At 71.0% G+C, this 23,933-nt stretch carries 24 protein-coding genes and 1 tRNA gene; 11 read left to right on the top strand and 14 right to left on the bottom strand.

Annotated elements, in window-relative coordinates:
- The first annotated feature begins 107 nt into the window (after positions 1-107).
- Positions 108-590 carry a helix-turn-helix transcriptional regulator gene (locus ACF073_RS20965; RefSeq protein ID WP_190016997.1) on the top strand — a complete coding sequence of 161 codons (483 nt, stop codon included), beginning with the start codon at positions 108-110 and terminating at the stop codon, positions 588-590.
- Between the two features lies 1 nt (position 591).
- A complete protein-coding gene (locus ACF073_RS20960) occupies positions 592-1,158 on the top strand; it encodes an ImmA/IrrE family metallo-endopeptidase (protein WP_190016996.1) in 567 nt (188 codons plus the stop codon).
- A 164-nt stretch (positions 1,159-1,322) separates the two neighbouring features.
- Here the strand turns inward: ACF073_RS20960 and ACF073_RS20955 are convergent, their stop codons facing one another.
- The 4 genes from ACF073_RS20955 to ACF073_RS20940 all read right to left on the bottom strand — a co-directional run bounded on the left by ACF073_RS20955 (position 1,323) and on the right by ACF073_RS20940 (position 4,029).
- Positions 1,323-1,874, bottom strand: a complete 552-nt coding sequence (locus ACF073_RS20955) for a hypothetical protein (RefSeq protein ID WP_392072056.1) — start codon at positions 1,872-1,874, stop codon at positions 1,323-1,325.
- 187 nt (positions 1,875-2,061) lie between these two features.
- A tRNA-Pro gene (locus ACF073_RS20950) sits at positions 2,062-2,135 on the bottom strand.
- Positions 2,136-2,200: 65 nt separating this feature from the next.
- The gene (locus tag ACF073_RS20945; RefSeq protein WP_392072054.1) at positions 2,201-2,962 is read right to left on the bottom strand and encodes a Pr6Pr family membrane protein; all 762 of its coding nucleotides are present in this window, start codon (positions 2,960-2,962) and stop codon (positions 2,201-2,203) included.
- 140 nt (positions 2,963-3,102) lie between these two features.
- Entirely contained in the window at positions 3,103-4,029 is a 927-nt protein-coding gene (locus ACF073_RS20940) for a metallophosphoesterase (protein ID WP_392072052.1), read from the bottom strand.
- Between the two features lie 121 nt (positions 4,030-4,150).
- On the opposite strand from ACF073_RS20940, the gene ACF073_RS20935 reads away from it, so the two are divergent.
- The gene (locus ACF073_RS20935) at positions 4,151-4,618 is read left to right on the top strand and encodes a GatB/YqeY domain-containing protein (RefSeq protein ID WP_392072050.1); all 468 of its coding nucleotides are present in this window, start codon (positions 4,151-4,153) and stop codon (positions 4,616-4,618) included.
- A gap of 145 nt (positions 4,619-4,763) precedes the next feature.
- Here ACF073_RS20935 and ACF073_RS20930 read toward each other — a convergent pair whose 3' ends face one another.
- Entirely contained in the window at positions 4,764-7,121 is a 2,358-nt protein-coding gene (locus tag ACF073_RS20930; protein ID WP_392072048.1) for a transglycosylase domain-containing protein, read from the bottom strand.
- A gap of 558 nt (positions 7,122-7,679) precedes the next feature.
- Here ACF073_RS20930 and wblA point away from each other — a divergent pair.
- A complete protein-coding gene (wblA, locus tag ACF073_RS20925) occupies positions 7,680-8,018 on the top strand; it encodes a transcriptional regulator WblA (RefSeq protein WP_063777071.1) in 339 nt (112 codons plus the stop codon).
- Positions 8,019-8,384: 366 nt separating this feature from the next.
- Here wblA and ACF073_RS20920 read toward each other — a convergent pair whose 3' ends face one another.
- On the bottom strand, positions 8,385-9,728 hold the full coding sequence (locus ACF073_RS20920) for an ArsA family ATPase (RefSeq protein WP_392072046.1): 1,344 nt from the start codon (positions 9,726-9,728) through the stop codon (positions 8,385-8,387).
- On the bottom strand, positions 9,725-10,702 hold the full coding sequence (locus ACF073_RS20915; protein ID WP_392072044.1) for an ArsA family ATPase: 978 nt from the start codon (positions 10,700-10,702) through the stop codon (positions 9,725-9,727). The genes ACF073_RS20920 and ACF073_RS20915 overlap by 4 nt, the downstream gene beginning before the upstream one ends.
- Positions 10,703-10,808: 106 nt before the next feature.
- On the opposite strand from ACF073_RS20915, the gene ACF073_RS20910 reads away from it, so the two are divergent.
- The 4 genes from ACF073_RS20910 to ACF073_RS20895 all read left to right on the top strand — a co-directional run bounded on the left by ACF073_RS20910 (position 10,809) and on the right by ACF073_RS20895 (position 13,291).
- Positions 10,809-10,967 (top strand): DUF4177 domain-containing protein, encoded by a 159-nt coding sequence (locus ACF073_RS20910; protein ID WP_009189813.1) that lies wholly within the window; start codon positions 10,809-10,811, stop codon positions 10,965-10,967.
- Positions 10,964-11,428, top strand: a complete 465-nt coding sequence (locus ACF073_RS20905; RefSeq protein ID WP_392072042.1) for a RidA family protein — start codon at positions 10,964-10,966, stop codon at positions 11,426-11,428. Before ACF073_RS20910 ends, ACF073_RS20905 begins: the two co-directional genes overlap by 4 nt.
- A 70-nt stretch (positions 11,429-11,498) precedes the next feature.
- Positions 11,499-12,464 (top strand): NUDIX hydrolase, encoded by a 966-nt coding sequence (locus tag ACF073_RS20900; protein WP_392072041.1) that lies wholly within the window; start codon positions 11,499-11,501, stop codon positions 12,462-12,464.
- Complete coding sequence (locus ACF073_RS20895) at positions 12,461-13,291, top strand: MBL fold metallo-hydrolase (protein WP_392072039.1); 831 nt, start codon at positions 12,461-12,463, stop codon at positions 13,289-13,291. Before ACF073_RS20900 ends, ACF073_RS20895 begins: the two co-directional genes overlap by 4 nt.
- On the opposite strand, the gene ACF073_RS20890 is transcribed toward ACF073_RS20895, so the two are convergent.
- Together ACF073_RS20890 and ACF073_RS20885 are read right to left on the bottom strand one after the other, a co-directional pair.
- Positions 13,288-14,118 (bottom strand): nucleotidyltransferase domain-containing protein, encoded by an 831-nt coding sequence (locus tag ACF073_RS20890; protein WP_392072037.1) that lies wholly within the window; start codon positions 14,116-14,118, stop codon positions 13,288-13,290. The genes ACF073_RS20895 and ACF073_RS20890 overlap by 4 nt on opposite strands.
- A gap of 162 nt (positions 14,119-14,280) precedes the next feature.
- Positions 14,281-14,955, bottom strand: coding sequence for a Crp/Fnr family transcriptional regulator (locus ACF073_RS20885; RefSeq protein WP_030422469.1), 675 nt, complete (start codon positions 14,953-14,955; stop codon positions 14,281-14,283).
- A gap of 339 nt (positions 14,956-15,294) precedes the next feature.
- Between ACF073_RS20885 and nth the strand changes: the two genes are divergently transcribed.
- The 3 genes from nth to ACF073_RS20870 all read left to right on the top strand — a co-directional run bounded on the left by nth (position 15,295) and on the right by ACF073_RS20870 (position 18,374).
- A complete protein-coding gene (gene nth, locus ACF073_RS20880) occupies positions 15,295-16,308 on the top strand; it encodes an endonuclease III (RefSeq protein ID WP_392072035.1) in 1,014 nt (337 codons plus the stop codon).
- A gap of 55 nt (positions 16,309-16,363) precedes the next feature.
- Positions 16,364-17,059, top strand: coding sequence for an NUDIX hydrolase (locus ACF073_RS20875; protein ID WP_392072033.1), 696 nt, complete (start codon positions 16,364-16,366; stop codon positions 17,057-17,059).
- A 115-nt stretch (positions 17,060-17,174) separates the two neighbouring features.
- On the top strand, positions 17,175-18,374 hold the full coding sequence (locus ACF073_RS20870; protein WP_392072031.1) for a MarP family serine protease: 1,200 nt from the start codon (positions 17,175-17,177) through the stop codon (positions 18,372-18,374).
- 15 nt (positions 18,375-18,389) lie between these two features.
- On the opposite strand, the gene ACF073_RS20865 is transcribed toward ACF073_RS20870, so the two are convergent.
- The 5 genes from ACF073_RS20865 to acs form a co-directional block, all read right to left on the bottom strand.
- Positions 18,390-18,569: a hypothetical protein gene (locus ACF073_RS20865; protein WP_392072029.1), complete on the bottom strand. Its 180-nt coding sequence runs from the start codon at positions 18,567-18,569 to the stop codon at positions 18,390-18,392.
- A gap of 139 nt (positions 18,570-18,708) precedes the next feature.
- Positions 18,709-19,644 carry an alpha/beta fold hydrolase gene (locus tag ACF073_RS20860; protein ID WP_392072027.1) on the bottom strand — a complete coding sequence of 312 codons (936 nt, stop codon included), beginning with the start codon at positions 19,642-19,644 and terminating at the stop codon, positions 18,709-18,711.
- Positions 19,641-20,129, bottom strand: coding sequence for a phage holin family protein (locus tag ACF073_RS20855; protein WP_392072025.1), 489 nt, complete (start codon positions 20,127-20,129; stop codon positions 19,641-19,643). Before ACF073_RS20855 ends, ACF073_RS20860 begins: the two co-directional genes overlap by 4 nt.
- Before the next feature lie 122 nt (positions 20,130-20,251).
- Positions 20,252-21,694, bottom strand: coding sequence for a Na+/H+ antiporter NhaA (gene nhaA / locus ACF073_RS20850; RefSeq protein WP_392072023.1), 1,443 nt, complete (start codon positions 21,692-21,694; stop codon positions 20,252-20,254).
- A 206-nt stretch (positions 21,695-21,900) separates the two neighbouring features.
- Positions 21,901-23,856 (bottom strand): acetate--CoA ligase, encoded by a 1,956-nt coding sequence (gene acs, locus ACF073_RS20845; protein ID WP_392072021.1) that lies wholly within the window; start codon positions 23,854-23,856, stop codon positions 21,901-21,903.
- Positions 23,857-23,933 lie beyond the last annotated feature (77 nt).

The raw sequence follows: 23,933 nt of genomic DNA, 5'->3' as shown, positions 1-23,933 counted from the left end.
CTCCGGGGCGCATAGTGGAGGGGTGGAGTGATCAGCCCCAGGTGATCGTCTTAGAGTCGCCAGGCTACGGTGCGCTGGAAGGGATCCAGCGGAGGGAGGTGGCCGGGATGGACGAGCCCATCGATATCGACGCACTGCAGACGCTCGTGCAGCAACATCGTGCACATCTGGGTTTGAGCCTGCGCGCGGCGGCAGAACAAGCCGATGTGCCGTTCAACACTCTCGCCAGGGTCGAGAAGGGGCACCTGCCCGACCTCGCCAACTTCACCAGGATCGTCGACTGGCTGGGACTACCTCCTGAGCGATTCTTCCAACCGACGCGGCTTCGCACGGAGAGCACGCCGGACGTCATCGCCTATCACCTGTCGCGTGACCCCAACCTGACTGAGGCCGCTGCCGAGAAGATCGCTGGGCTGGTAAAGGAGCTCTACGGGAGCCTGGCTGTGCGCGAGACCGAGGTGAAGGTGCACCTCAGGGCGGCGTCGACCTTCACCCCTCAGGCCAGCCGTATGCTCACAGATCTGCTCAGCGCCATGCAGACCAAGCTGATGGCCTCCGGAGCGGGCGAATCCGCTCGGGAAGGTGGCTAGAGTGCGACGAGGATTCAAGTCGGAAGCAGAACGGCTTGCGGAGCGGGTGCGCGCCCAGATCGGTTTGCGCCCCGACGTGCCCCCGGACATCTTCCAACTCGCCGATCATCTGCGTGTCGAGGTTATTGATGCGCAGGAACTGGTCGGTATGGACAGCCTGCAGGAGCTGGAGCTGCTGCAGCCTGGGGCCTTTTCCGCCGCCACCTTTCATCTGCCGGGTGGTCGCACTGTCGCTGTCTACAACCCCTGCAATGAGCCCGCACGTACGAAGAGCGACATTGCCCACGAGCTGGCCCATGTGCTGCTCGGCCACGAGGTACGGGAAGTGCAACAGATCGGCGGGCATGCATTTTTTACGTGCAACCCGGAGCAGGAAGAGGAGGCGAACTGGCTGGCCGGCTGCCTGCTCTTGCCCCGGCAGCTTTTGCTCCGGCATGCGTATGCGGGAACCGATGCTCAGGCACTTGCGGCCGCTGCCGGGGTCAGCGTGCCTATGGCGCGTTTCCGGTTGAACACCAGCGGTGTCCTGCTCCAGGCGCGGCGTAGCCGAGCAGCTCGGGGCCGGTGAAACGGACTTGGCGAAGTCGGCCTGTTCGGCTTCCTAAAGGGAGGCGGGCTCCCGCTGTCGGGCCGACAGCAGTACGTACAACTGCGAGGAGCTGATGCGGCAGTACACCGCTCGTTCGGCTGTTCCGATCGAGGTAGCTTTCCGCGGTTCGGAGCCAAAATGCCTCACCGACCGCGACGACCTCTCCACGCCTGCGGCACGGGGTCCGGCTGTGGGGCCTCAGGTGCGGTGATGATGCGGCGTACGGTCCACCGCCTCTCGTGACCGCCCTCTTCGACGCACTCAAGCGTCACCTCGAGCTCGAACGGTGAAGGGGCCTCGTGCTCCATCTGGGCGATGAGGTCGATCCGCTTCCCCGGCGCCACGGCGGTGAACCGCTTTTCGCGTCCTTCCGACTCATAGCTGCCCGTGTCTGGCGCCAAGTGGCGGACGTCAGGTCCGTCGATCCGCAGGGTGAGGCTGGACAGAGGCGGCGCCTGCTCCACCGTGATGGTCGCGGTGACGAAGCGCTCCCCGATGTTGCCCCAGACCCACTGCGCGTCGCTCACTTGGAAGACCGGAGTGGCTGCTTCGTCCCGGGCCTGCCGAGCATCGTTGAGGGCCTCCTGCGCGACACGCGACTGCTCGCGCGCGGACCAGCCCTGCCAGATCGCGACGGCGGCGGCTCCCACAGCGATCCCCGCGCCGACCCATGAACTCAGGTCTCCGGCTTCCACTCGTGTCCCCTCCCCGTGCCATGCCGCTCTGAGGCGGGCTCCGAAGCTCCGGTCTACCCACAAGCGCGGAAGCCGCAGGGAGCCAGATTCCGAACTCGGCTCCCAAATGGCTCCCAAAACGGTCCCCAGAACCACTCAGGGGCCCGACCCGCTAAGCGGATCAGGCCCCTGACCTGGTACTACGGCGTCGGGGTGGCGGGATTTGAACCCACGACCTCTTCGTCCCGAACGAAGCGCGCTGCCAAGCTGCGCCACACCCCGATGTCGCTGCTTGTCGCGGCGACGTCGTTTACTTTAGCCCACCGGAGGCTCTGGACGAAATCCGGTTAGACGCGGTGCCGGATCGGGGTCGGGCGGGTGTGGTCCAGGGCTACCAGGAGGACGCCGAGGGCGTAGATCGCGAGGCCCAGGAGGAGGGCGTTGGCCAGGGTGCTGCGGTAGCCGTGGGCGGTGACGTCCAGGAAGGGGTAGAGGTAGCGGGCCGGGTCCGAGGGCGGGAGGAAGGCGGCCCGGATGAGGGAGAAGGCGAGGAAGGCCAGGGGGTAGAGGAGCCAGCCCGCGGCCTGGCGGAGGTGCAGGCGGGCCGCCGGGGTGAGGAAGAGCCAGTCCAGCAGGACCGCCGCCGGGACCAGCGTGTGCAGGACCTGGAGGGCCGCCCACTGGCCGTGCCACCGCTCCGGCGCCGTCGTCGCGCCGGTCATGGAGAACGGGGGTGTCGTGTGGGCCAGGAGCAGCTGGTAGACCAGCGCTGTGACCAGGGCGTAGAGGAGTACGGCGCCGGTCACGGCGGAGGGGAGCGGGCGGCGGGCCCGCCAGGCCCGCCGTGCCGACAGGAGCATGACCACGACGACCAGGATGTTGGTCTGGACGCTGAAGTAGCTCAGCATGCGGGCCGGGGTGCCCAGCAGCAGTAGCTCCAGCGCGACCGCGCAGGCCGCCACCACGGCGGTCGCGAGGCGGAACACTCCGATCATGGGGCGGCGCAGCGGTGCCACCACCGCCGTGGCCGGGACCGGTGCGGGCAGCAGCAGGGGCGGGCCCGGGACCGCGGGCAGGTCCGGGATTTCCCTGGGTATCGGGGCGGTCATGCCCCTCACGCTAGGAGCGGGGGAGGGGCGCGGCCATCCGGACTGGGCCGGGTGGGTTACGGCGCCCCGGCGACGGCTCCGCCGCGCCCCGGCGACGACTCCGCCGCCTCCCGGACCCTGACCGCTCCGGTGTCCGTCCCCTACTCCCGACCCACCAACGTCAGCAGCGTCGCCTCCGGCGGGCAGGCGAAGCGGACCGGGGTGTAGCGGTTGGTGCCGCAGCCCGCCGAGACGTGGAGGTAGGACGTACGGCCCTCCGCCGTGTGCGTGGAGAGGCCCTTCACCCGGTCCGTGTCCAGGTCGCAGTTGGTGACCAGGGCGCCGTAGAAGGGGATGCACAGCTGGCCGCCGTGGGTGTGGCCGGCCAGGATCAGGGGGTAGGCGTCCGCCGTGAACGCGTCCAGCACCCGCAGGTACGGGGCGTGCACCACGCCCATCGAGAAGTCGTACGGCTCCGACGGGCCCCCGGCGACCCGGGCGTAGCGGTCGCGCTTGATGTGCGGGTCGTCCAGGCCGGTCAGCTCGATGGAGACGCCCTCGACCTTGAGGACTCCCCGCGTGTTCGTCAGGTTCAGCCAGCCCGCCGCGTCGAAGCCGTCCCGCAGGTCCTCCCACGGGTTGTGGATCGCGCCCACGGCCGGCGCGTTGCCGTTCAGGCCGTGGCGTCCGCTCGTCTTCTCCAGCAGATAGCGGGCGGGGTTGCGCAGCTTGGGGCCGTAGTAGTCGTTGGAGCCGAAGACGTACGCGCCCGGGAACTCCATCAGCGGGCCCAGGGCGTCCATGACCTCGGGGACGCCCTCGGGGTCCGACAGGTTGTCGCCCGTGTTGATCACGAAGTCGGGGCGCAGCCCGGCCAGCGACTGCAGCCAGCGCCGCTTCTTGCCCTGGCCGCTCACCATGTGGATGTCGGAGACCTGCAGCACGCGCAGCGGGCGCATGCCCGGCGGCAGGACGGGCACGGTGACCCGTCGCAGGCGGAAGGAACGGGCCTCGAAACCCACCGCGTAGACCAGGCCGGCGGCCCCGGCCGCCACGACTCCCAGGGGAACTCCGTATCGCGCGCGCATGTGCCCATCGTGTCAGACCGGTTGACCGCGGCGAGAGGGGCCGCCGCCGGATACGCGGCGGGACCGGCCGCCGGATAAATGAACGGGCGTACGACCTCGTACACCTGCGACAATCGGGGGCATGACCACCACGCTCAAGTCGAAGCTGCACGACGACCTCAACGCCGCGATCAAGGGTCGGGACGAGCTGCGCTCCTCGACGCTCCGGATGACGCTCACCGCGATCACCAAGGAGGAGGTCGCGGGCACCGAGAAGCGGGTGCTCTCCGACGACGAGATCATCAAGGTGATCACCCGCGAGGCGAAGAAGCGTCGTGAGGCGGCCGACGCCTTCACGCAGGGTGGCCGTCCCGAGCGGGCCGAGCGGGAGAAGGCGGAGGGCGAGGTGCTCGCCGAGTACCTGCCCAAACAGCTGTCCGACGAGGAGCTGGGCGAGATCGTCGCCCAGGCCGTGGCGGAGGCGAAGGCCGCCGGTGCCGAGGGCCCGCGGGCCATGGGCGCCGTCATGAAGATCGTGAACCCGAAGGTGGCCGGTCTGGCCGAGGGCGGCCGGGTCGCCGCCGCGGTGAAGAAGCTGCTCCAGGGCTGAGCCCCCGCGCCGCCCCCACCGGGCGCCACTCCGGCTCCCCGGGCCTCCGGGGCCCCCGGGCTCACCTGTGCCACGGCCGCGGGGCCGCACCCCATTCGGAGGTGCGGCCCCGCGGCCGTGGCACAGGTGCCGGAGGCGGGAGGAGCTAGTGGCGGCGGCGGCCGGTGCCGGTCCCGCCGTTGCCCTGGCCCTGGATCAGGTTCTCGGGGACGGAGAAGGTCGGGGTCGGGAACGTACCGCCGGTGCCGCCGCCGGTCGTGCCGCCTGGGGTGCCGCCCGTGGCGCCGCCGTCAGCGGCGCCCCCGCCCGTCAGCCCCCCGATCAGCCCCCCGATCAGTTGTCCCGTGTTGCCGTTGTTCCCGTTGTTGCCGTTGTTCCCCTCGTTGTCCCCCCGGTCGCCTTTTCCCCGGCCGTCCTCGGAGTCCCCGTCGGGGATGTCGATCAGGTTGAAGTCCGGAGCCGGCTTGTCCTCCAGCGCTCCGCTCATCATGTCGCGCCAGATCGGGCCCGGGACCTCACCGCCGTAGACCTTGTCGTGCGGGACTCCGCCGATGGTGATGCTGGTCATCTTGCGCTTGTGCTGCGGGTCGCCGACCCAGACGGCGCCCGCCATGTTCGGGGTGTAGCCGACGAACCAGGCCGCGTAGCGCTCGTCCGTCGTACCCGTCTTGCCCGCGCTCGGCCGGCTGCCGAGACCGGCCTCCTGGCCGGTGCCGTCCTCGACCACGCCCTTGAGGAGCGTGCTGATCGTGTCGGCGGTCTTCTCCGACATCGCACGCGAGCAGGTCGACTTCGGTACGGCCAGGGACTTCTGCTCGCTGCCGACCTTCTGGGTGATCGACTCGATGGCGACCGGGGTGCAGTACATGCCGCGCGAGGCGAAGGCGGCGTAGGCGCTCGCCATCGTCAGCGGGGACATCTCCTGGGTGCCGAGCGCGATGGAGGGGGCCTGGCGGATCTGACGGCCGTCCGCGCGCTGCACACCCATCTTCTTGGCCATGTCGATGACCGGGCAGATGCCGATGTCGCTGATCAGCTGCACGTAGTAGGTGTTGACCGACTTGGCGGTCGCCTCCTTCATGCCGTACGGGCCGCGCTCCTCCTCGTTCTCGTTGGTCAGCTTGGTGGGCTTCCTCGGGTCGTCGCGCCACAGCTTGCCGTCGCACGCGGAGACCGGGCTCGGGTACGTCATCTCGTACGGCGAGGAGTACTCCTGCGTCGGCGGCTTGCCGCCCTCGACGGCCGCCGCGGCGACGATCGGCTTGAACGTGGAACCGGGCTGGTAGCCGACCCCGCCGCCCATGTCGTGGTTGACGGACAGGTTGATCGTCGTCTCGTCGTTCTTGATGTTGACGCCGTACGGGCGGGACTGGCCCATGCCGAGGACCTTGCCGGTGCCGGGCTCGACGAGGGTCGCGGCGGTCGCCACGGCGTCGCTCTTGTAGACGTGGTCCTTGATGGACGCCTGCACGGACTCCTGCGCCTGCGGGTCGAGCGTCGTACGGATCGTCAGGCCGCCCTGGTTCCAGAGCTTGGCCCGCGCCTCCTTGCTCTTGCCGAAGACCGGGTCGGTGAGGACGACCTGGCGGACGTAGTCACAGAAGAAGCCGGCGCCCTTCACCGCGGTGATGCAGCCGTTCTTGGGGCGGCTGGTGTGCAGGCCGAGCGGCTTCTCCTTGGCCTGGTCGGCCTCCTTCTGGGAGATGTCGCCGACCTCGGCCATGCGCTGGAGGACGGTGTTGCGCCGCTTGGTGGCCTCCGCCTCGTCGTTGACCGGGTCGTACCGGCTCGGGGACTGCACGATGCCGGCCAGCAGCGCCGACTCCTGGACGTTCAGGTCCTTGGCGTGCTTGGAGAAGTAGCGCTGGGAGGCGGCCTCGACGCCGTAGGCCTGCTCGCCGAAGAAGGTGATGTTCAGATAGTTCTCGAGGATCTTCTTCTTGCCGAGCTTGTCCTCGATCTGGATCGCGTACTTCAGCTCGCGGATCTTGCGGCCCAGGGTCTGCTGGGTGGCCTCGGCGACCTTGGTCGGGTCGTCGCCGGCCTCCTCGATGAAGTAGTTCTTCACCAGCTGCTGGGTGAGCGTGGAGGCGCCCTGGGCGACCCCGCCCTCCTGCGCGTTCTTGTTCAGCGCGCGCAGCACGCCCTTGAGGTCGACGGCCCCGTGCTTGTAGAAGCGCGAGTCCTCGATCGCGACGATCGCCTTCTGCATGTACGGCGAGATGTCCTTGAGATCGACCACCGTACGGTCGCGGGAGTAGACGGTGGCGATCTGACCGCCCTGGTTGTCCAGGATCGTGGTGCGCTGACTCAGCCGGGGGCTCTTCAGATTGGCCGGGATCTCGTCGAAACCCTTGACCGAGCCCTTGGCCGCTAGGCCCAGCGCTCCGGCCGCCGGCAGAGCGATACCCGCCATCACGGCTCCGGCGAGCACACTGACACCGAGGAACTTGGCGGCCTGCTGCATGGGCGACAGACCACCACCCGAGCGCTTCTTTGGCATGGGGGCAGCCTAATCCGTACTCCTGAGCGTTCCGAGGGAGCGACGGGTTCTCGGGATGTTCGGGTGCCGGATCGTGACGTACCGCCGGAAAGCCCGCGGGCCGCGTCGGCCCGCGTCACGGCACGGCAAAGGGGGGTGGCTACCTTTCCATTCGCCGGACACGCGCACAGGCCTTGGCCTAAGCTGCTCTCAACTGTCACAGCAGTGCGGTCGCGTTTCTATACGTCCGACGACCCCGAATCGTTTCGGACGTAGCCCGGAATTCCTGGGGCACGTACCGGCTCCCGGTGGGGAACTAGCCCGGATCCGCCCCGTGTGTCGCCTGATGCCCGGTGTGACGTATCACAACTGTCCCGGTTTGCCGGGATGGTCGCGCATGTCGCCAGCTCACTCCCGCGGGTGATCTGCCGCTTACCCATAGTCCGTTCGGGCCATTCAAGATTGGGCCCGAAGGGGGTGTTGCGCTGTCCCCACCTTCCGTAACGTCCTCAACTGGCGGCGGTGAATATGCCGCTGCCGCCGTGGGGGAGCCTCGATTCGGGAGAGGACGGCGCCGGTATGGGCTGGGTAACCGACTGGAGTGCGCAGGCTGCCTGCCGCACTACCGATCCGGATGAACTGTTCGTTCAGGGAGCAGCGCAGAACAGGGCCAAGGCGGTGTGCACCGGATGCCCGGTACGCACGGAATGCCTGGCCGATGCGCTGGACAACCGCGTCGAGTTCGGCGTGTGGGGAGGCATGACGGAGCGGGAGCGGCGCGCTCTGCTTCGTCGGCGGCCCACCGTGACCTCGTGGCGCAGATTGCTGGAGACCGCCCGCTCGGAGTACGAGCGAGGCACCGGGATCGTGCCCCTCGACAACGACGAGGTGTACGAGAACTACGCGGCGGTGAGCTGAGGAATCCCCTCGGGGCACCCAGGGGCATTCCAGGGGCATATCGCTCCGGCACGGCTGGCTCGCCGTGCGACGGCCTGGTCTCACCACGCCCGGCAGTCACTCGCGCGTCCGCGCGACGCCCGGTGTGTGCGTGCCGCCGGGCGGCGGGATTCGGCAGACGCGCGCACCCGTGTGTGCGTGTGTGCCTGCGCGTGTCGTGCGGAGTCGCGACGTCACCGGCGCCTCCGCGTGTGCCGCGGAGAACCGTGACCGTCACGGTCATGTCCGCGTGTCCTCGTACATGCCCTTGTGCGCCGTGTGCGTGTCCGCGCGCATCGTGCACACGCGTCCCCGCGCCCCGTACGCCCATGCGTGCTGCGTGTGTGCCTATATGTGCTCCGGACGCTCGGCCGCCAGCCGGTCCCCGATGTCGCGCAGACCCGTAAGGTCGTGGACGTCACCGGGCAGCGCGGGCACTTCGACCACCGCCACCTCGGGGTGGCGGGCGGTGAAGCGGTCACGAGTGCGCCGCTCGCGCGAGAGCAACTGCATACGCTCGGCGTGCAGCCTCAGCAGCCCCGCGGTGAACTGATCGACGGAGCGCTCCGCATCGGCGGGGGAGCCTTCTTCGGAATCGGCGGGGGAGCCTTGTCCGGAAGGAGTGGCCGCGGCCTCGGATGCGGGAGGTCGTGAACTGTCGTACGTGTCGGGAGAGTTACGAAGTCCAGCTTTCCCGCCCGCCTGATCGACAATGCGGGGGTCCTCAAGATTTTCCGCGGCGGTGAGCGCCCGCTCGGCCGACAGCCGGCCGGCACCGCTGCCGTGGACCCGGTTGAGCACCAGACCCACCAGCGGCATGTCCTCCGCGGCCAGCCGCTCCACGAAATACGCGGCCTCGCGCAGCGCGTCCCGCTCCGGGGCCGCCACCACCAGGAACGCCGTGCCCGGCGCCTGGAGCAGCTTGAAGGTGGCGTCCGCGCGCGTACGGAAACCGCCGAAGGTGGTGTCCATCGCGGCCACGAACGTCTGCACGTCCTTCAGCAGCTGACCGCCCAGCAGCTTGCCCAGTGTGCCGGTCATCATCGACATGCCGACGTTGAGGAAGGCCATCCCCGCACGGCCGCCGAGCTTGGCCGGCGCGGTCAGCAGGCGGATCAGCCGGCCGTCCAGGAAGGAGCCGAGCCGCTTGGGCGCGTCCAGGAAGTCCAGCGCCGAACGGGACGGCGGGGTGTCGACCACGATCAGGTCCCACTCGTCCCTCGCCCGCAGCTGGCCCAGCTTCTCCATCGCCATGTACTCCTGCGTGCCCGCGAAGCCCGCCGAGAGCGACTGGTAGAAGGGGTTCGCCAGGATCGCGGCGGCCCGCTCGCGGTCCGCGTGCGCCTCCACGACCTCGTCGAAGGTGCGCTTCATGTCGAGCATCATGGCGTGCAGCTCGCCCCCGCCCTCGGTGCCCTTCACCCGCCGGGGCACGTTGTCGAGGGAGTCGATGCCCATCGACTGGGCCAGCCGCTTGGCCGGGTCGATGGTGAGCACGACCACCTTGCGGCCCCGCTCGGCCGCCCGCAGCCCGAGGGCCGCGGCGGTCGTCGTCTTGCCGACCCCGCCCGAGCCGCAGCACACCACGATCCGGGTCTTCGGTTCGTCCAGCAGCGCGTCGATGTCGAGCCGGCGCGCGGAGGAGAGAGGGGAGCGGGCGGCGTCCTGCGCCTCGGCCGGGTCCGGACTCATGACAACCCCTGCTTCCGCAGCTCGGTGGCGAGTTCGTACAGGCCCGCGAGGTCCACGCCCTCCGCGAGCAGCGGCAGTTCGTGCAGCGGCAGGTCCAGCTCGCCGAGGGCCGCGCGCTGCTCCTGCTCCAGCGCGTACCGCTCGGCGTACTCCGCGGCCTGCTCCAGCAGCGGGGTCACCAGCTTCTCGGCGTTCCCGCCGCGCCGGGCACCGCCGAGGCCGGCCGCCGAGAGGGACCGCGCCACCGAGGAACGCTCCACGGTCCGCGCGAGTTCCAGGTCGGCCGCGTCCAGCATCCTGGGCCGGACCATGTTCACGATGACCCGGCCCACCGGCAGCCGTGCCGCCTGGAGTTCGGCGATGCCGTCGGCGGTCTCCTGGACCGGCATCTCCTCCAGCAGCGTCACCAGGTGCACCGCGGTCTCCGGGGACTTCAGCACCCGCATGACGGCCTGTGCCTGATTGTGTATCGGGCCGATCTTCGCGAGGCCCGCCACCTCGTCGTTCACGTTCAGGAAGCGGGTGACGCGGCCGGTCGGCGGGGCGTCCATGACCACGTAGTCGTACGCGAACCGCCCCGACCTGTCCTTGCGGCGCACCGCCTCGCACGCCTTGCCGGTCAGCAGGACGTCTCTGAGACCCGGTGCGACGGTGGTGGCGAAATCGATGGCGCCGAGCTTCTTCAGCGCCCGGCCCGCGCCGCCGAGCTTGTAGAACATCTGGAGATAGTCCAGAAGGGCCAGTTCCGGATCGATGGCGAGGGCGTACACCTCACCGCCGCCCGGCGCGACCGCGATCCTCCGTTCCTCGTACGGGAGTGCCTCCGTCTCGAAGAGCTGGGCGATGCCCTGCCGGCCCTCGACCTCCACGAGAAGCGTCCGCTTCCCCTCGGTCGCGAGGGCCAGCGCGAGTGCGGCGGCGACCGTCGTCTTTCCGGTCCCGCCCTTGCCGCTGACGACCTGGAGCCTGCTCACACCTTCGAGACTAACCAGTCCGGCCGACAGGCACGCGGGAGGCTGTGGATAACGGCGCCCGCGGCCGTCGTCCTGTCCCGTGCGTCACAGCGGCTACAGTCGGCCCATGACCAAGTGGGAATACGCAACCGTGCCGCTGCTCGTCCATGCCACGAAGCAGATTCTGGACACCTGGGGCGAGGACGGCTGGGAGCTCGTCCAGGTCGTGCCGGGCCCCAACCCGGAGCAGCTGGTGGCCTACCTGAAGCGGGAGAAGCAGGCATGAGCGCGGTCGAGGCCAAGCTGGCCGAACTGGGCCTGACCCTGCCGGACGTCGTACCGCCGCTGGCCGCGTACCAGCCGGCCGTGCGCTCCGGGGTGTACGTCTACACCTCCGGCCAGCTGCCGATGGTGGAGGGCAAGCTGCCGGTCACCGGCAAGGTGGGCGCCGAGGTCACGCCGGAGGAGGCCAAGGAGCTGGCCCGCACCTGCGCGCTGAACGCCCTCGCCGCCGTGAAGTCGGTGGCGGGCGACCTGGACCGCGTCGCGCGCGTGGTGAAGGTCGTCGGCTTCGTCGCCTCGGCGGCCGACTTCACCGGGCAGCCCGGTGTCGTCAACGGCGCCAGCGAACTGCTCGGTGAGGTCCTCGGCGACAAGGGCGTGCACGCCCGCAGCGCGGTCGGCGTCGCGGTCCTGCCGCTGGACGCGCCCGTCGAGGTCGAGATCCAGGTCGAGCTGGCCGGATAGCCCCGCGGTACGGGCCCGGCGGGACCGGGTACCTCTCGAACATTCGCTCTGCACGGGATAGCCTCCGGCCATGGCGAACGGTCAGTGGTACCCCCCGGAGTGGCCGGACCGCATCCGCGCGCTCGCGGACGGCACGCTCACCCCGGTGTCCCCCCGGCGCGCGGCCACGGTGCTGCTCCTGAAGGACACTCCGACCGGGCCGGTCGTCCACATGCTGCGCAGACGCGCCTCCATGGCCTTCGCCGGAGGCGCGTACGCGTATCCGGGGGGCGGTGTCGACCCGCGGGACGACGACCGCCGGATCCGCTGGGCGGGCCCCACGCGCGCGTGGTGGGCCGAGCGGCTCGCCGTCGACGAGACGGGCGCCCAGGCGATCGTCTGCGCGGCCGTGCGGGAGATGTACGAGGAGGCCGGGGTACTGCTCGCCGGGCCCGGCCCGGACACGGTCGTCGGCGACACCACCGGCGACGACTGGGAGGCCGACCGGGTCGCCCTGGTGGCGCGTGAGCTGTCCTTCGCCGAATTCCTTGACCGGCGCGGCCTGGTGCTGCGCTCGGACCTGCTGGGCGCCTGGACCCGGTGGATCACCCCGGAGTTCGAGGCCCGCCGCTACGACACCTGGTTCTTCGTGGCCGTCCTCCCCGAGGGGCAGCGCACCCGGGACGTCTCCACGGAGGCCGACCGCACGGTGTGGATCCGCCCCGAGGAGGCCGCCGCCGGGTACGACAAGGGCGAGCTGCTGATGATGCCGCCCACCGTCGCCACCCTGCGCCAGCTGCTCCCGTACGGCACCGCGGCCGAGGCGCTGGCCGCGGCGCCCGCACGCGACATGACGCCGGTGCTGGCGCGGGCCCGCCTCCAGGACGGCGAGATCGTCCTGTCCTGGCCCGGGCACGACGAGTTCACCAAGCACGTCCCGACGTCCGGTGCGGCGGAGCGGACGGCGGCGCCGGCGTCCGGCGGGGCGGCCCCTCGCACGAGCGCTCCGGCAGCCCCGACAACCACCCCGTCGACCACCGGTGGAGGCCCCGCATGACCGACGCAGCAGCCCTGCCGGGCCAGCCCCGGGGCGGAGTCCTCTCGGGCCCGGCCACCGAACGGGCGGTCAACGTCCTGGCGCCCAACCCCTCCGCGATGACCCTGGACGGCACCAACACCTGGATCGTCGCCGAGCCGGACTCCGACCTGGCCGTGGTGATCGACCCCGGCCCGCTGGACGAGGGCCATCTGCGCAACGTCGTGGACACGGCCGAGAAGGCCGGCAAGCGCATAGCCCTGACCCTGCTCACCCACGGCCACCCCGACCACGCCGAGGGCGCCGCCCGGTTCGCCGGACTGACCTCCACGCGCGTGCGTGCCCTCGACCCGGCCCTGCGCCTCGGCGACGAGGGCCTGGCCGCCGGGGACGTCATCACGGTCGGCGGCCTGGAGCTGAGGGTCGTACCCACCCCGGGGCACACCGCGGACTCGCTGTCCTTCCATCTCCCGGCCGACCGGGCCGTGCTGACCGGCGACACCGTCCTCGGGCGCGGTACGACGGTCGTGGCGCACCCCGACGGCCGGCTCGGCGACTATCTGGACTCCCTGCGGCGGCTGCGGTCCCTGACGGTGGACGACGGCGTGCAATTCGTCCTGCCGGGCCACGGGCCGGTCCTGGAGGACGCCCAGGGCGCCGTCGAGTTCTATCTCGCCCACCGCGCCCACCGGCTCGCCCAGGTGGAGACCGCCGTCGAGAACGGCCACCGGTCCCCGGCCGAGGTCGTCGCCCACGTCTACGCCGACGTGGACCGCTCGCTGTGGCCGGCGGCGGAGCTGTCGGTCCGGGCCCAGCTGGAGTACCTCAGCGGGCACGGGCTGATCTAGTCGGGGCGCGGTGCCTTGACGCCGTGCACGCGCGCGTACTCCCCGGCCAGCCAGGGGCCGAGGTCGTCGACGTAGGACCGCAGGAGGTCCGGGTCGCCGACGGGCTCGTGGCCGTACCGCGCCGCCGTGCGCACCTGCGCGGCCCGCTCCGGGTAGTACATGGCGAACACCTCGGCCATCTCCCCGAGATCGCTGGTCCAGCCCTGCCAGCGGGGCATGACGAGCGTGAAGCCGGTACGGACGAGGTGCCGGGACATGAAGCGCACGAGCGGCCGGCGGGCCGGCTCGCCGGCCGCGCCGCTCCCGGTGCCCTCGATCCGCTCCCGCCAGCGCGGCAGCCATCGGGCGAGGTCGCCGTTGGTCTCGCGGGCGAGCAGGGAGTCGGGGCGGTAGCGGGGCAGGTACTCGGCGAGGTCGTCGCCGAGCAGCGGGGTGCACAGGCAGGCGACGAACCAGCCCAGGTCGTACCGCTCCAGCTCGCTCAGCAGCCGCTCCCGGCCGTACAGCAGCGTGCCGACGCCGTCAATCTGCGGGAACTCCTTGTCGACCGCCGCGCCGAGAGCCCGTACGGCGTCCCGGTCGGCCTCGGTCGGCTCCTCGCGCAGCGCGACGAACAGGTCCAGATCGCTGCGTCCCACGCGCGCGGTGCCGCGCGGGACCGACCCGTAGAGGTACGCGCTGTGCAGCCGCGCTCCCAGGACGTCCAGGATCCGGTCGCGGGCGGCGGCCACCACCGGGCGGAAGGCGGCGGGCACGCGCCCGAGGGAGCCTTCGCGCGCGATACAGCCCTGGGCGTCGAGCCCCTTGGGTCGGATCGTGTCGGCCATGGGAGAACTCTGCCCGCCCCCGGCCCGTCCCGGAGCGGCGGCCCACGGAAACGGCCGCCACGACGACAGGGGCCGCCACCGCCACGCGCCGGGGCCCGCCCTCATGCGCCAGGGCCCCGCCGTCATACGGCAGGGCCCTGGTACGTACGGCTGTGGCCGGCGTCAGCGGGAGCGCTTCGCCAGCCGCTCCACGTCCAGCAGGATCACGGCGCGCGCCTCCAGGCGCAGCCAGCCGCGCTGGGCGAAGTCGGCCAGCGCCTTGTTCACGGTCTCGCGGGAGGCGCCGACCAGCTGGGCCAGTTCCTCCTGGGTGAGGTCGTGGACGACGTGGATGCCCTCTTCGGACTGCACGCCGAAGCGGCGCGAGAGGTCCAGCAGGGCGCGCGCGACACGGCCCGGGACATCGGAGAAGACCAGGTCGGACATGGCGTCGTTGGTCTTGCGCAGCCGGCGGGCGACGGCGCGCAGCAGGGCGGTGGCCACCTCGGGGCGGACGTTCAGCCAGGGCTGGAGGTCGCCGTGGCCGAGGCCGAGCAGCTTCACCTCGGTCAGCGCGGTCGCCGTCGCCGTACGCGGGCCCGGGTCGAACAGCGAGAGCTCGCCGATCAGCTCGCCGGGGCCGACGACGGCGAGCATGTTCTCGCGGCCGTCGGGGGAGGTGCGGTGGAGCTTGACCTTGCCCTCGGTGACGACGTAGAGCCGGTCGCCCGGGTCGCCCTCGTGGAACAGGGAGTCGCCACGCGCGAGGGTCACCTCACTCATGGAGGCACGCAGCTCCGCGGACTGCTCGTCATCGAGCGCCGCGAAAAGCGGGTTGCGCCGCAGAACGTCGTCCACGAGTTCTCTCCTTGTCGACCTGCTCAGGGGATCTTGCTCCCCCTTGGTACCAGGGGACCGTGTTCCCCATTTTGCCGGACGGTCCAAACAGTGTGATCTGTCACAAGGATGCCGCACAGGTGTCCCGGGGTAAGCGTCAGGGGTCCAATCGGGGTCCGCTCTGCCGGGTCCGGAGCGGATGTCGGTGCCGGGCTTTAGGCTGGCCGGGTGTCCAAATCGCCGGTGAGAGCACAGGCCAAGGGGGCTGGGCAGGTGGTTGTACGTCGTGATTCCGCCGTGGGCGAACACGCTCCCGACGGAAGTAATAAAACGGGCAAATCGGCTAAAAAGCCTGTCGGGGTGCCCGGTGGAGCGCTTGCCGGGGCCGAGGAGAGGCCCGCGAAGAAATCGCCGCCGGCGAAGAAGGCGGCGGTCGCGAAAAAGGCGGTGACCGCGAAGAAGACCGTGCCGGCGAAGAAGGCGGTGTCCGCCAAGAAGGCCGCGCCCGCCAAGAAGGCCGCGCCCGCCGGGAGCGCCGCGAAGAAGGCCGCCGCCGGCAGAGCCGCGCCCGTCCGGAAGATCGCCGTCAGCCCCCCGTCCGGCGAATCCCGCACCGCCCTCGTCCGCCGTGCGCGCCGCATCGACCGCGAGCTGGCCGAGGTGTACCCGTACGCCCACCCCGAGCTGGACTTCGAGAACCCCTTCCAGCTGCTGGTCGCCACCGTGCTGTCGGCCCAGACCACCGACCTGCGCGTCAACCAGACCACCCCGGCGCTCTTCGCCAAGTACCCCACCCCCGAGGACCTCGCCGCCGCCGACCCGGAGGAGGTCGAGGAGATCCTGCGCCCCTGCGGCTTCTTCCGGGCCAAGACCAGGTCGGTCATAGGGCTCTCCAAGGCCCTCGCCGAGGAGTTCGGCGGCGAGGTGCCCGGAAGGCTGGAGGACCTGGTCAAGCTGCCCGGCGTCGGCCGCAAGACCGCCTTCGTCGTCCTCGGCAACGCCTTCGGCAGGCCTGGCATCACCGTGGACACCCACTTCCAGCGGCTGGTCAGGCGCTGGCAGTGGACGCAGGAGACCGAACCCGACAAGATCGAGGCCGCCGTCGGCGCGCTCTTCCCGAAGAGCGACTGGACGGACCTGTCCCACCACGTGATCTGGCACGGCCGCCGGATCTGCCACGCCCGCAAGCCCGCCTGCGGCGCCTGCCCGATCGCCCCGCTCTGCCCGGCCTACGGGGAGGGCGAGACCGACCCGGAGAAGGCGAAGAAGCTGCTGAAGTACGAGAAGGGCGGCTTCCCGGGGCAGCGGCTCAAGCCCCCGCAGGCGTACCTCGACGCGGGCGGCAGGCCGGCGCCGCCGCTGGGGGCCGCGTGACGGAACGATCTCGGGACCCTCGGGCGTTGGAGAGGGCAGAGCGACGGGGGTGGCGATGACGCGGGCAAGTGACACACAGGGCGGTCCGGTGGCGCTCAGCAAGGAAGGACTGCCCGACTGGCTGGCGCCCGTCGTGCGCGCCGCCGAGACGGTCGAGCCGCTCCAGCTGAGCCGCTTCCTGCCGCCGGAGAACGGCTCGGGGCGGCAGTCGGCCGTGCTGGTCCTGTTCGGCGAGGGCGAGCGGGGCCCCGAGCTGCTGCTCATGGAGCGCGCGGGTTCGCTGCGCTCGCATGCGGGCCAGCCCTCCTTCCCGGGCGGCGCGCTCGATCCGGAGGACGGCGATCCGCAGGGCGAGGGGCCCCTGCGGGCCGCGCTGCGCGAGGCCGAGGAGGAGACCGGGCTCGATCCGTCCGGTGTGCAGCTCTTCGGCGTGCTGCCCCGGCTGTACATCCCGGTCAGCAGATTCGTCGTCAGCCCCGTGCTCGGCTGGTGGCGCGAGCCCAGCCCGGTCGGTGTCGTCGACCCCAACGAGACCGCGCGGGTCTTCACCGTCCCCGTGGCGGATCTCACGGACCCCGCCAACCGCGCCACCACCGTCCACCCCAGTGGCCACAGAGGTCCGGCATTTCTGGTCGAATCGGCCCTGGTGTGGGGTTTCACGGCCGGAGTGATCGACCGCCTGCTGCACTACGCGGGCTGGGAGCGCCCCTGGGACCGGGCGAAGCAGGTCCCGCTCGACTGGCACGCATGACAGGGTGATCCCCGTGCTGGATTCCCGGGGGACACTGTGTCCTCCCGTCACCGCGTGACGGGCCGGACACCGGCCGAGGTGCCGGGAGCGGAGTGAGTAGGCGAGGCCTGAAGCAGTGAACGTGCTGGACATCCTGTTGCTCGTCGCGGCCGTGTGGTTCGCGGTGGTGGGCTACCGCCAGGGCTTCGTCGTCGGCATCCTGTCGGTGATCGGTTTCCTGGGCGGCGGCCTCGTCGCCGTGTACGCGCTGCCCGTGATCTGGGACGCCGTGACCGACAAGGCCGAGGTCGGCACGACCGCCGCCGTCGTCGCCGTGGTCGTCGTCATCGTCTGCGCCTCCGTGGGCCAGGCCCTGACCACCCACCTCGGCAACAAGCTGCGCCGGCACATCACCTGGTCCCCGGCCCGCGCCCTGGACGCCACCGGCGGCGCGCTGGTGAACGTCGTCGCGATGCTCCTGGTGGCCTGGCTGATCGGCTCCGCCCTGGCCGGTACGACGCTGCCGACCCTCGGCAAGGAGGTCCGCGGCTCCAAGGTGCTCCTCGGTGTCTCCCGGACGCTGCCGGCGCAGGCCGACACCTGGTTCGCCGACTTCTCCGCCGTGCTCGCGCAGAACGGCTTCCCGCAGGTGTTCAGCCCGTTCTCCGACGAGCCGATCAAGGACGTGCGGCCGCCCGACCCGGCCCTCGTGAAGGGCCCGGTCGCCCTGCGCGCCCAGCGCTCCATCGTCAAGGTCACCGGCACCGCCCAGAGCTGCGGCAAGGTCCTGGAGGGCACCGGCTTCGTCTTCGCCGACCGCCGTGTGATGACCAACGCGCACGTGGTGGGCGGGGTCGACGCGCCGCGGGTGCAGATAGGCGGCCAGGGCCGCAAGTACGACGCGAAGGTCGTGCTGTACGACTGGAAGCGCGACATCGCCGTACTCGACGTACCGGACCTGAGGGCGTCCGCGCTGCGGTTCACCACCGAGGACGCCGCCGGCGGTGACGGCGGCATCGTCGCGGGCTTCCCGGAGAACGGCTCGTACGACGTGCGCGCCGCGCGGGTGCGCGGGCGCATCACGGCGAACGGCCCGGACATCTACCACCGCGGCACGGTCCGCCGCGACGTCTACTCCCTGTACGCCAACGTCCGTCAGGGCAACTCGGGCGGCCCGCTGCTCACCCCGGACGGCAAGGTCTACGGCGTGGTGTTCGCCAAGTCCCTCGACGACGCGGACACCGGCTACGCCCTGACGGCGGACGAGATCCGGCCCGACATCGAGCGCGGGCGCACGGCGAACGAGCAGGTGGGCACGGACAGCTGCGCCCTGTAGGGCGGCGCGGTGGCGTCAGGCCCGCGGGTGACGCAGGCGTACCGAGACCCAGCGGGCCCGGCGGCGCAGGATGCGCGGAATCCCCACCCGCAGTTCCCCCTCCCCGATTTGCCGGGTGCCTCGCTGAGGCGTGCTCAGACCCGAGGCCGAGCGGCGGTTGCGGGGTGCGTCACTGTAATCGTGCGTCCAGCCCATACCCCGACGTGTGCCCCCGCCCCAAGGTCGGTAACCGCCCGCGCGCTCCCCAATTGGCCTATGCGCAAGGCATGTGGCCGTTCGACGGACAGCTGTTCAGGAACCGGATACTCCACGCGTCGGCCGGGTCACCGCGCGGTCACCGGTCCGGCTCGGGATCCTTGAGCCAGTTGATCAGCTCGGCGGAGAACGCCGCCGGGTCCTCCTCGTGCGGGAAGTGGCCGAGGCCGTCGAACAGCCGCCAGCGGTACGGGGCTTCGACGTACTCGCCCGAGCCCGCGGCGCTGCGGGTGCGGGTCACCGGATCGAGCGAGCCGTGCAGATGCAGTGTCGGGACCCGCACCGGCCGTTTCATCCTGCGGTAGAACTGCACCCCGTCCGGGCGGGCCAGGGAACGCACCAGCCAGCGGTACGGCTCGATCGAGCAGTGCGCGGTGGACGGGATGCACATGGCCCGCTGGTACGCCTCCACGTCCGCGTCCTGCGGCGGCTGCGGCCCGGACCAGTCCCGGATCAGCCGGCCCACCAGTGCGCCGTCGTCGGCGGCCAGTTGACGCTCCGGCAGCCAGGGCCGCTGGAACCCCCAGATGTAGGAGTTGGCGGCCGTCTGCCGGGCGTCCCGCAGCATCGCCGCGCGCCAGCGCCGCGGATGCGGCATGGACACCACGGCGAGGCGCCGTACGAGCTTGGGCCGCATGGCCGCCGCCGTCCACGCCAGATAGCCGCCGAGGTCATGGCCGACCAGCGCCGCGTCCGGCTCGCCGAGCGAGCGGATCACCCCGGTGACGTCCAGGGCGAGGTTGGCGGGGTCGTACCCGCGGGGCGTGCGGTCGCTGCCGCCGACGCCCCGCAGGTCCATCGCCACCGCCCGGTAGCCCGCGTCCGCGAGCGCGGCCAGCTGGTGCCGCCACGTCCACCAGAACTGCGGGAAGCCGTGCAGCAGCAGCACCAGCGGTCCGTCGCCGAGCTCGGCGATGTGGAAGCGGGCGCCGTTGGCGGCGACGTCCCGGTGCGTGACCGGCCTCCCGTCCGGGAGGTCGATCCGCACGGGCGAGGGGGCGGCGGGGTCCGTCATGATGTCGAGCGTGCCACAGCTTCGATGGCCCGGGGACCCCGGTCCTCGGGCAGCTCCGGGCGCGGGTGCGGCTTGGCCTTCTGCAGGACGCCCGCCGTCTCCTTCATCGAGGCGGCCACCTTCTGCGGGCCCTGCCCCTGCTTGGCCTTCTTCGCGAACCTCAGGCCGACGAGCGCGAGGAGGCCGGCGACCAGCACATTGGCCGCGAAGGACAGCACGAAGCAGATCGCCAGGTTCCAGTGGCTCCAGGTGCGGATGCCGTACGCCAGCGCGAAGTTGAGCATCGGCAGGGAGAACACCAGCACCGCGCCCGCCATCGAGAAGGCGCCGCCGCTCGTTGCGCCGCGCTTCACGTCCTGCTTGAGCTGCGCCTTGGCCAGGGCGATCTCGTCGTGCACCAGCGCCGACAATTCGGTCGTCGCCGAGGCGAACAGCTGGCCGATGCTGCGTTCGGCACCGACCGGGCTGCCGTCGGGTGCGCTCATCGCGTTCTCCCTCAGAGGTCTCTCGTGCCGCACGTGTGCCGTGCCGGACGGCCGTGGCCCGTACCGTGGCCCGGGCTGCCGTTCTGCGCGTGCGGCGTCTTGTTTTGTACCGTCTCGTCAGATCATGCCGGACGGTCGCCCTCCTCGCCTGCCCCGCCCGGTACTTCCGCAAGCCCGTGGCGTGCCGCGTCCGCCCGCTCGGCGGCGAGCCGGCGGTGTTCGGCGGCCTTGTGCTCATAGATCTCGGCCATGCGGAGGTGGTACGCCGGGTCGTCCTGGGCGTAGACGTCCGGCACGCCGTCGAGGTCCTCGTCGCGCTCCTCGTCCTCCCACAGCCTGCGGTACCTGGCGTTGCGCAGCTTCAGCAGCACCGTCGCGCACACGGCCGCGATCAGCGATCCGACGAGGACGGCGGCCTTGACCTCGCTCGTGAGCACGGCGTCGCCGTCGAAGGCCAGCTCGCCTATGAGCAGCGAGACCGTGAAGCCGATCCCGGCCAGCGAGGCCACCGCGAAGATGTCCGCCCAGGCCAGCTCCTCGCTGAGCTGCGCGCGGGTGAAGCGGGCGGTCAGCCAGGTGCCGCCGAATATTCCGGCCGCCTTGCCCACGACCAGGCCGAGCACGACGCCGAGCGTCTCGGGCTGGGTGAACACATCCCCGAGCGCCCCGCCGGTTATCGACACACCGGCGCTGAACAGCGCGAACAGCGGTACGGCGAGCCCGGCCGACAGGGGCCGCACCAGATGCTCGATGTGCTCGCCCGGCGAGTGCTCCTCGCCCTCCCGGGTGGTGCAGCGCAGCATCAGCCCCATCGCCACACCGGCGATGGTGGCGTGCACGCCGCTGTTGTACATCAGCGCCCAGACGACGACCGCCAGCGGTACGTACACGTACCAGCCGCGCACGCCCTTGCGCAGCAGCAGCCAGAAGACGGCGAGGCCGGCGGCGGCCCCGCCGAGGGCGGCGAAGTTCAGCCGGTCGGTGAAGAAGACGGCGATGATCAGGATCGCGAAGAGGTCGTCGACGACGGCCAGGGTGAGCAGGAAGGCGCGCAGGGCGCTGGGCAGCGAGGTGCCGATGACCGCGAGGACGGCGAGCGCGAAGGCGATGTCGGTGGCGGTGGGCACCGCCCAGCCCTGTGCGGAGCCGTTCCCGGCGAGGTTGGTGAGGGTGTAGACGAGCGCCGGTACGGCCATCCCGCACAGCGCCGCCACCACGGGCAGCGCGGCCGCTCTGGGGTCACGCAGGTCGCCCGCGACCAGCTCGCGCTTGAGCTCGATGCCGGCGACGAAGAAGAACACGGCGAGCAGGCCGTCGGCGGCCCAGTGGGCGACGGACAGGTGCAGGCCGAGGGCCTCGGGGCCGAGGTGGAACTCGCCCGCGCTCGCGTAGCTGTGCCGCAGGGCGGGGATGTTCGCCCAGATCAGCGCGGCTATCGCGGCCAGGAGCAGCAGGACGCCGCCGACGGTCTCGGTGCGCAGCGCGTCCGCCACGAAGGTCCGCTCGGGCAGGGACAGCCGGCCGAGGACCTTGCGGGGGGCGGCGGGGGTGCGGGGCGCGGGCACGGGAGACCTCCGAGGGCAGGCGAAACTCACATGCCGACCAGACTTCCCGGCGCACCTGATGTGCCGCTCCTTGACGACACTTTGTTTAGTTTACCTAAAGTCGCGCGCGCCGGGGCCGGTGATCTTCACGGTAGACGGCCGAGGGGCACCCGGCACGTTCACGGCCGGGTGCCCCTCGGGGGTGCTGATCAGTCCTCGCGGTGCGCTCAGTCCTCGCTGGGGGAAGCGGGCAGCTTGGCCTGGATGAAGTCCATGACCGTGGAGTCGGTCAGCGTGGTGACGTCTCCGAGCTGGCGGTTCTCGGCGACATCTCGCAGCAGACGGCGCATGATCTTTCCGGAGCGGGTCTTCGGCAGCTCCGCCACCGGCAGGATCCGCTTGGGCTTGGCGATCGGTCCGAGCGTGGCGCCGACGTGGTTGCGCAGCTCGCCGATGAGCGCCTCGTCCTCCGACGCCGTGCCGCGCAGGATGACGAACGCGACGATGGCCTGCCCGGTGGTCTCGTCCGCCGCGCCCACGACGGCGGCCTCGGCGACCGACGGGTGGGAGACCAGCGCCGACTCGACCTCGGTGGTGGAGATGTTGTGCCCGGAGACGAGCATCACGTCGTCCACCCGGCCCAGCAGCCAGATGTCCCCGTCGTCGTCCTTCTTCGCACCGTCCCCGGCGAAGTACTTGCCCTCGAAGCGGGACCAGTAGGTGTCGAGGAACCGCTGGTCGTCGCCCCAGATGGTGCGCAGCATCGACGGCCACGGCTCGGTCAGCACCAGATAGCCGCCGCCGCCGTCGGGCACCTCGTGCGCCTCGTCGTCGACGACGGTCGCGGAGATGCCGGGCAGCGCACGCTGCGCCGAACCGGGCTTGGTCTCGGTGACGCCGGGCAGCGGCGAGATCATCATGGCGCCGGTCTCGGTCTGCCACCAGGTGTCCACGATGGGCGTCCGGTCGGCACCGATGTGCTTGCGGTACCAGATCCAGGCCTCGGGGTTGATCGGCTCGCCGACCGAGCCGAGGACGCGCAGGCTGCTCAGGTCGAACTTGGCGGGGATGTCGTCGCCCCACTTCATGAACGTCCGGATCGCGGTCGGCGCGGTGTAGAGGATCGAGACCTTGTACTTCTGCACGATCTCCCAGAACCGGCCCTGGTGCGGGGTGTCCGGCGTGCCCTCGTACATCACCTGCGTCGCGCCGTTGGCCAGCGGGCCGTACACGATGTACGAGTGCCCGGTCACCCAGCCGACGTCGGCCGTGCACCAGTACACGTCCGTCTCCGGCTTGAGGTCGAACACCGCCCAGTGGGTGTAGGCCGCCTGGGTGAGGTAGCCGCCGGAGGTGTGCAGGATGCCCTTCGGCTTCCCCGTCGTACCGGAGGTGTAGAGGATGAAGAGCGGGTGCTCCGCCTCGAACGCCTCCGGGGTGTGCTCGGCGGACTGGCGGCCCACCAGCTCGTGCCACCACACGTCCCGCTCGCCGTTCCAGGCCACGTCCTGCCCGGTGCGGCGCACCACGAGGACGTGCTCGACGCCGGCCCCCTTCTCGATCGCCTCGTCCACGGCCGGCTTGAGCGCGGACGGCTTGCCGCGCCGGTAGCCGCCGTCGGAGGTGATGACGACCTTGGCGTCCGCGTCCTGGATCCGGGTCGCGAGCGCGTCCGCCGAGAAGCCGCCGAACACGACCGAGTGCGCCGCGCCGATCCGGGCCGAGGCCAGCATCGCGATCGCGGTCTCCGGGATCATCGGCATGTAGATGGCGACCCGGTCGCCCTTCCGCACACCCAGCTCCAGCAGTGCGTTGGCGGCCTTGGAGACCTCGTCCTTCAGCTCCGCGTAGGTGATCGAGCGGCTGTCGCCGGGCTCGCCCTCGAAGTGGATGGCGACGCGGTCCCCGCGCCCGGCCTCCACATGCCGGTCCACGCAGTTGTACGCGACGTTCAGCTCGCCGTCCTTGAACCACTTCGCGAACGGCGGGTTCGACCAGTCCAGCGTCTCGGTCGGTTCTTTGGCCCAGGTCAGCCGGCGGGCCTGCTCGGCCCAGAAGCCGAGCCTGTCAGCCTTGGCCTGTTCGTACGCCTCCGCGGTGACGTTGGCGTGCGCGGCCAGGTCGGCGGGCGGCGCGAACCTGCGTTCTTCCTTCAGCAGGTTGGCCAGGCTCTCGTTGCTCACGACATCTCCCATTCCAAGGGTGTCCGTTGTGTCCCAGGCCACAGCTCATCAGACACGGGGGTCCGATGACAAGGGCG

Origin of the sequence: Streptomyces sp. NPDC015171, assembly GCF_043079545.1 — a bacterium.
In the GTDB taxonomy this organism is placed as follows: domain Bacteria; phylum Actinomycetota; class Actinomycetes; order Streptomycetales; family Streptomycetaceae; genus Streptomyces.
Note: the sequence above shows the minus strand (reverse complement) of the source record. Positions and strands in the feature narration are given on the sequence as shown.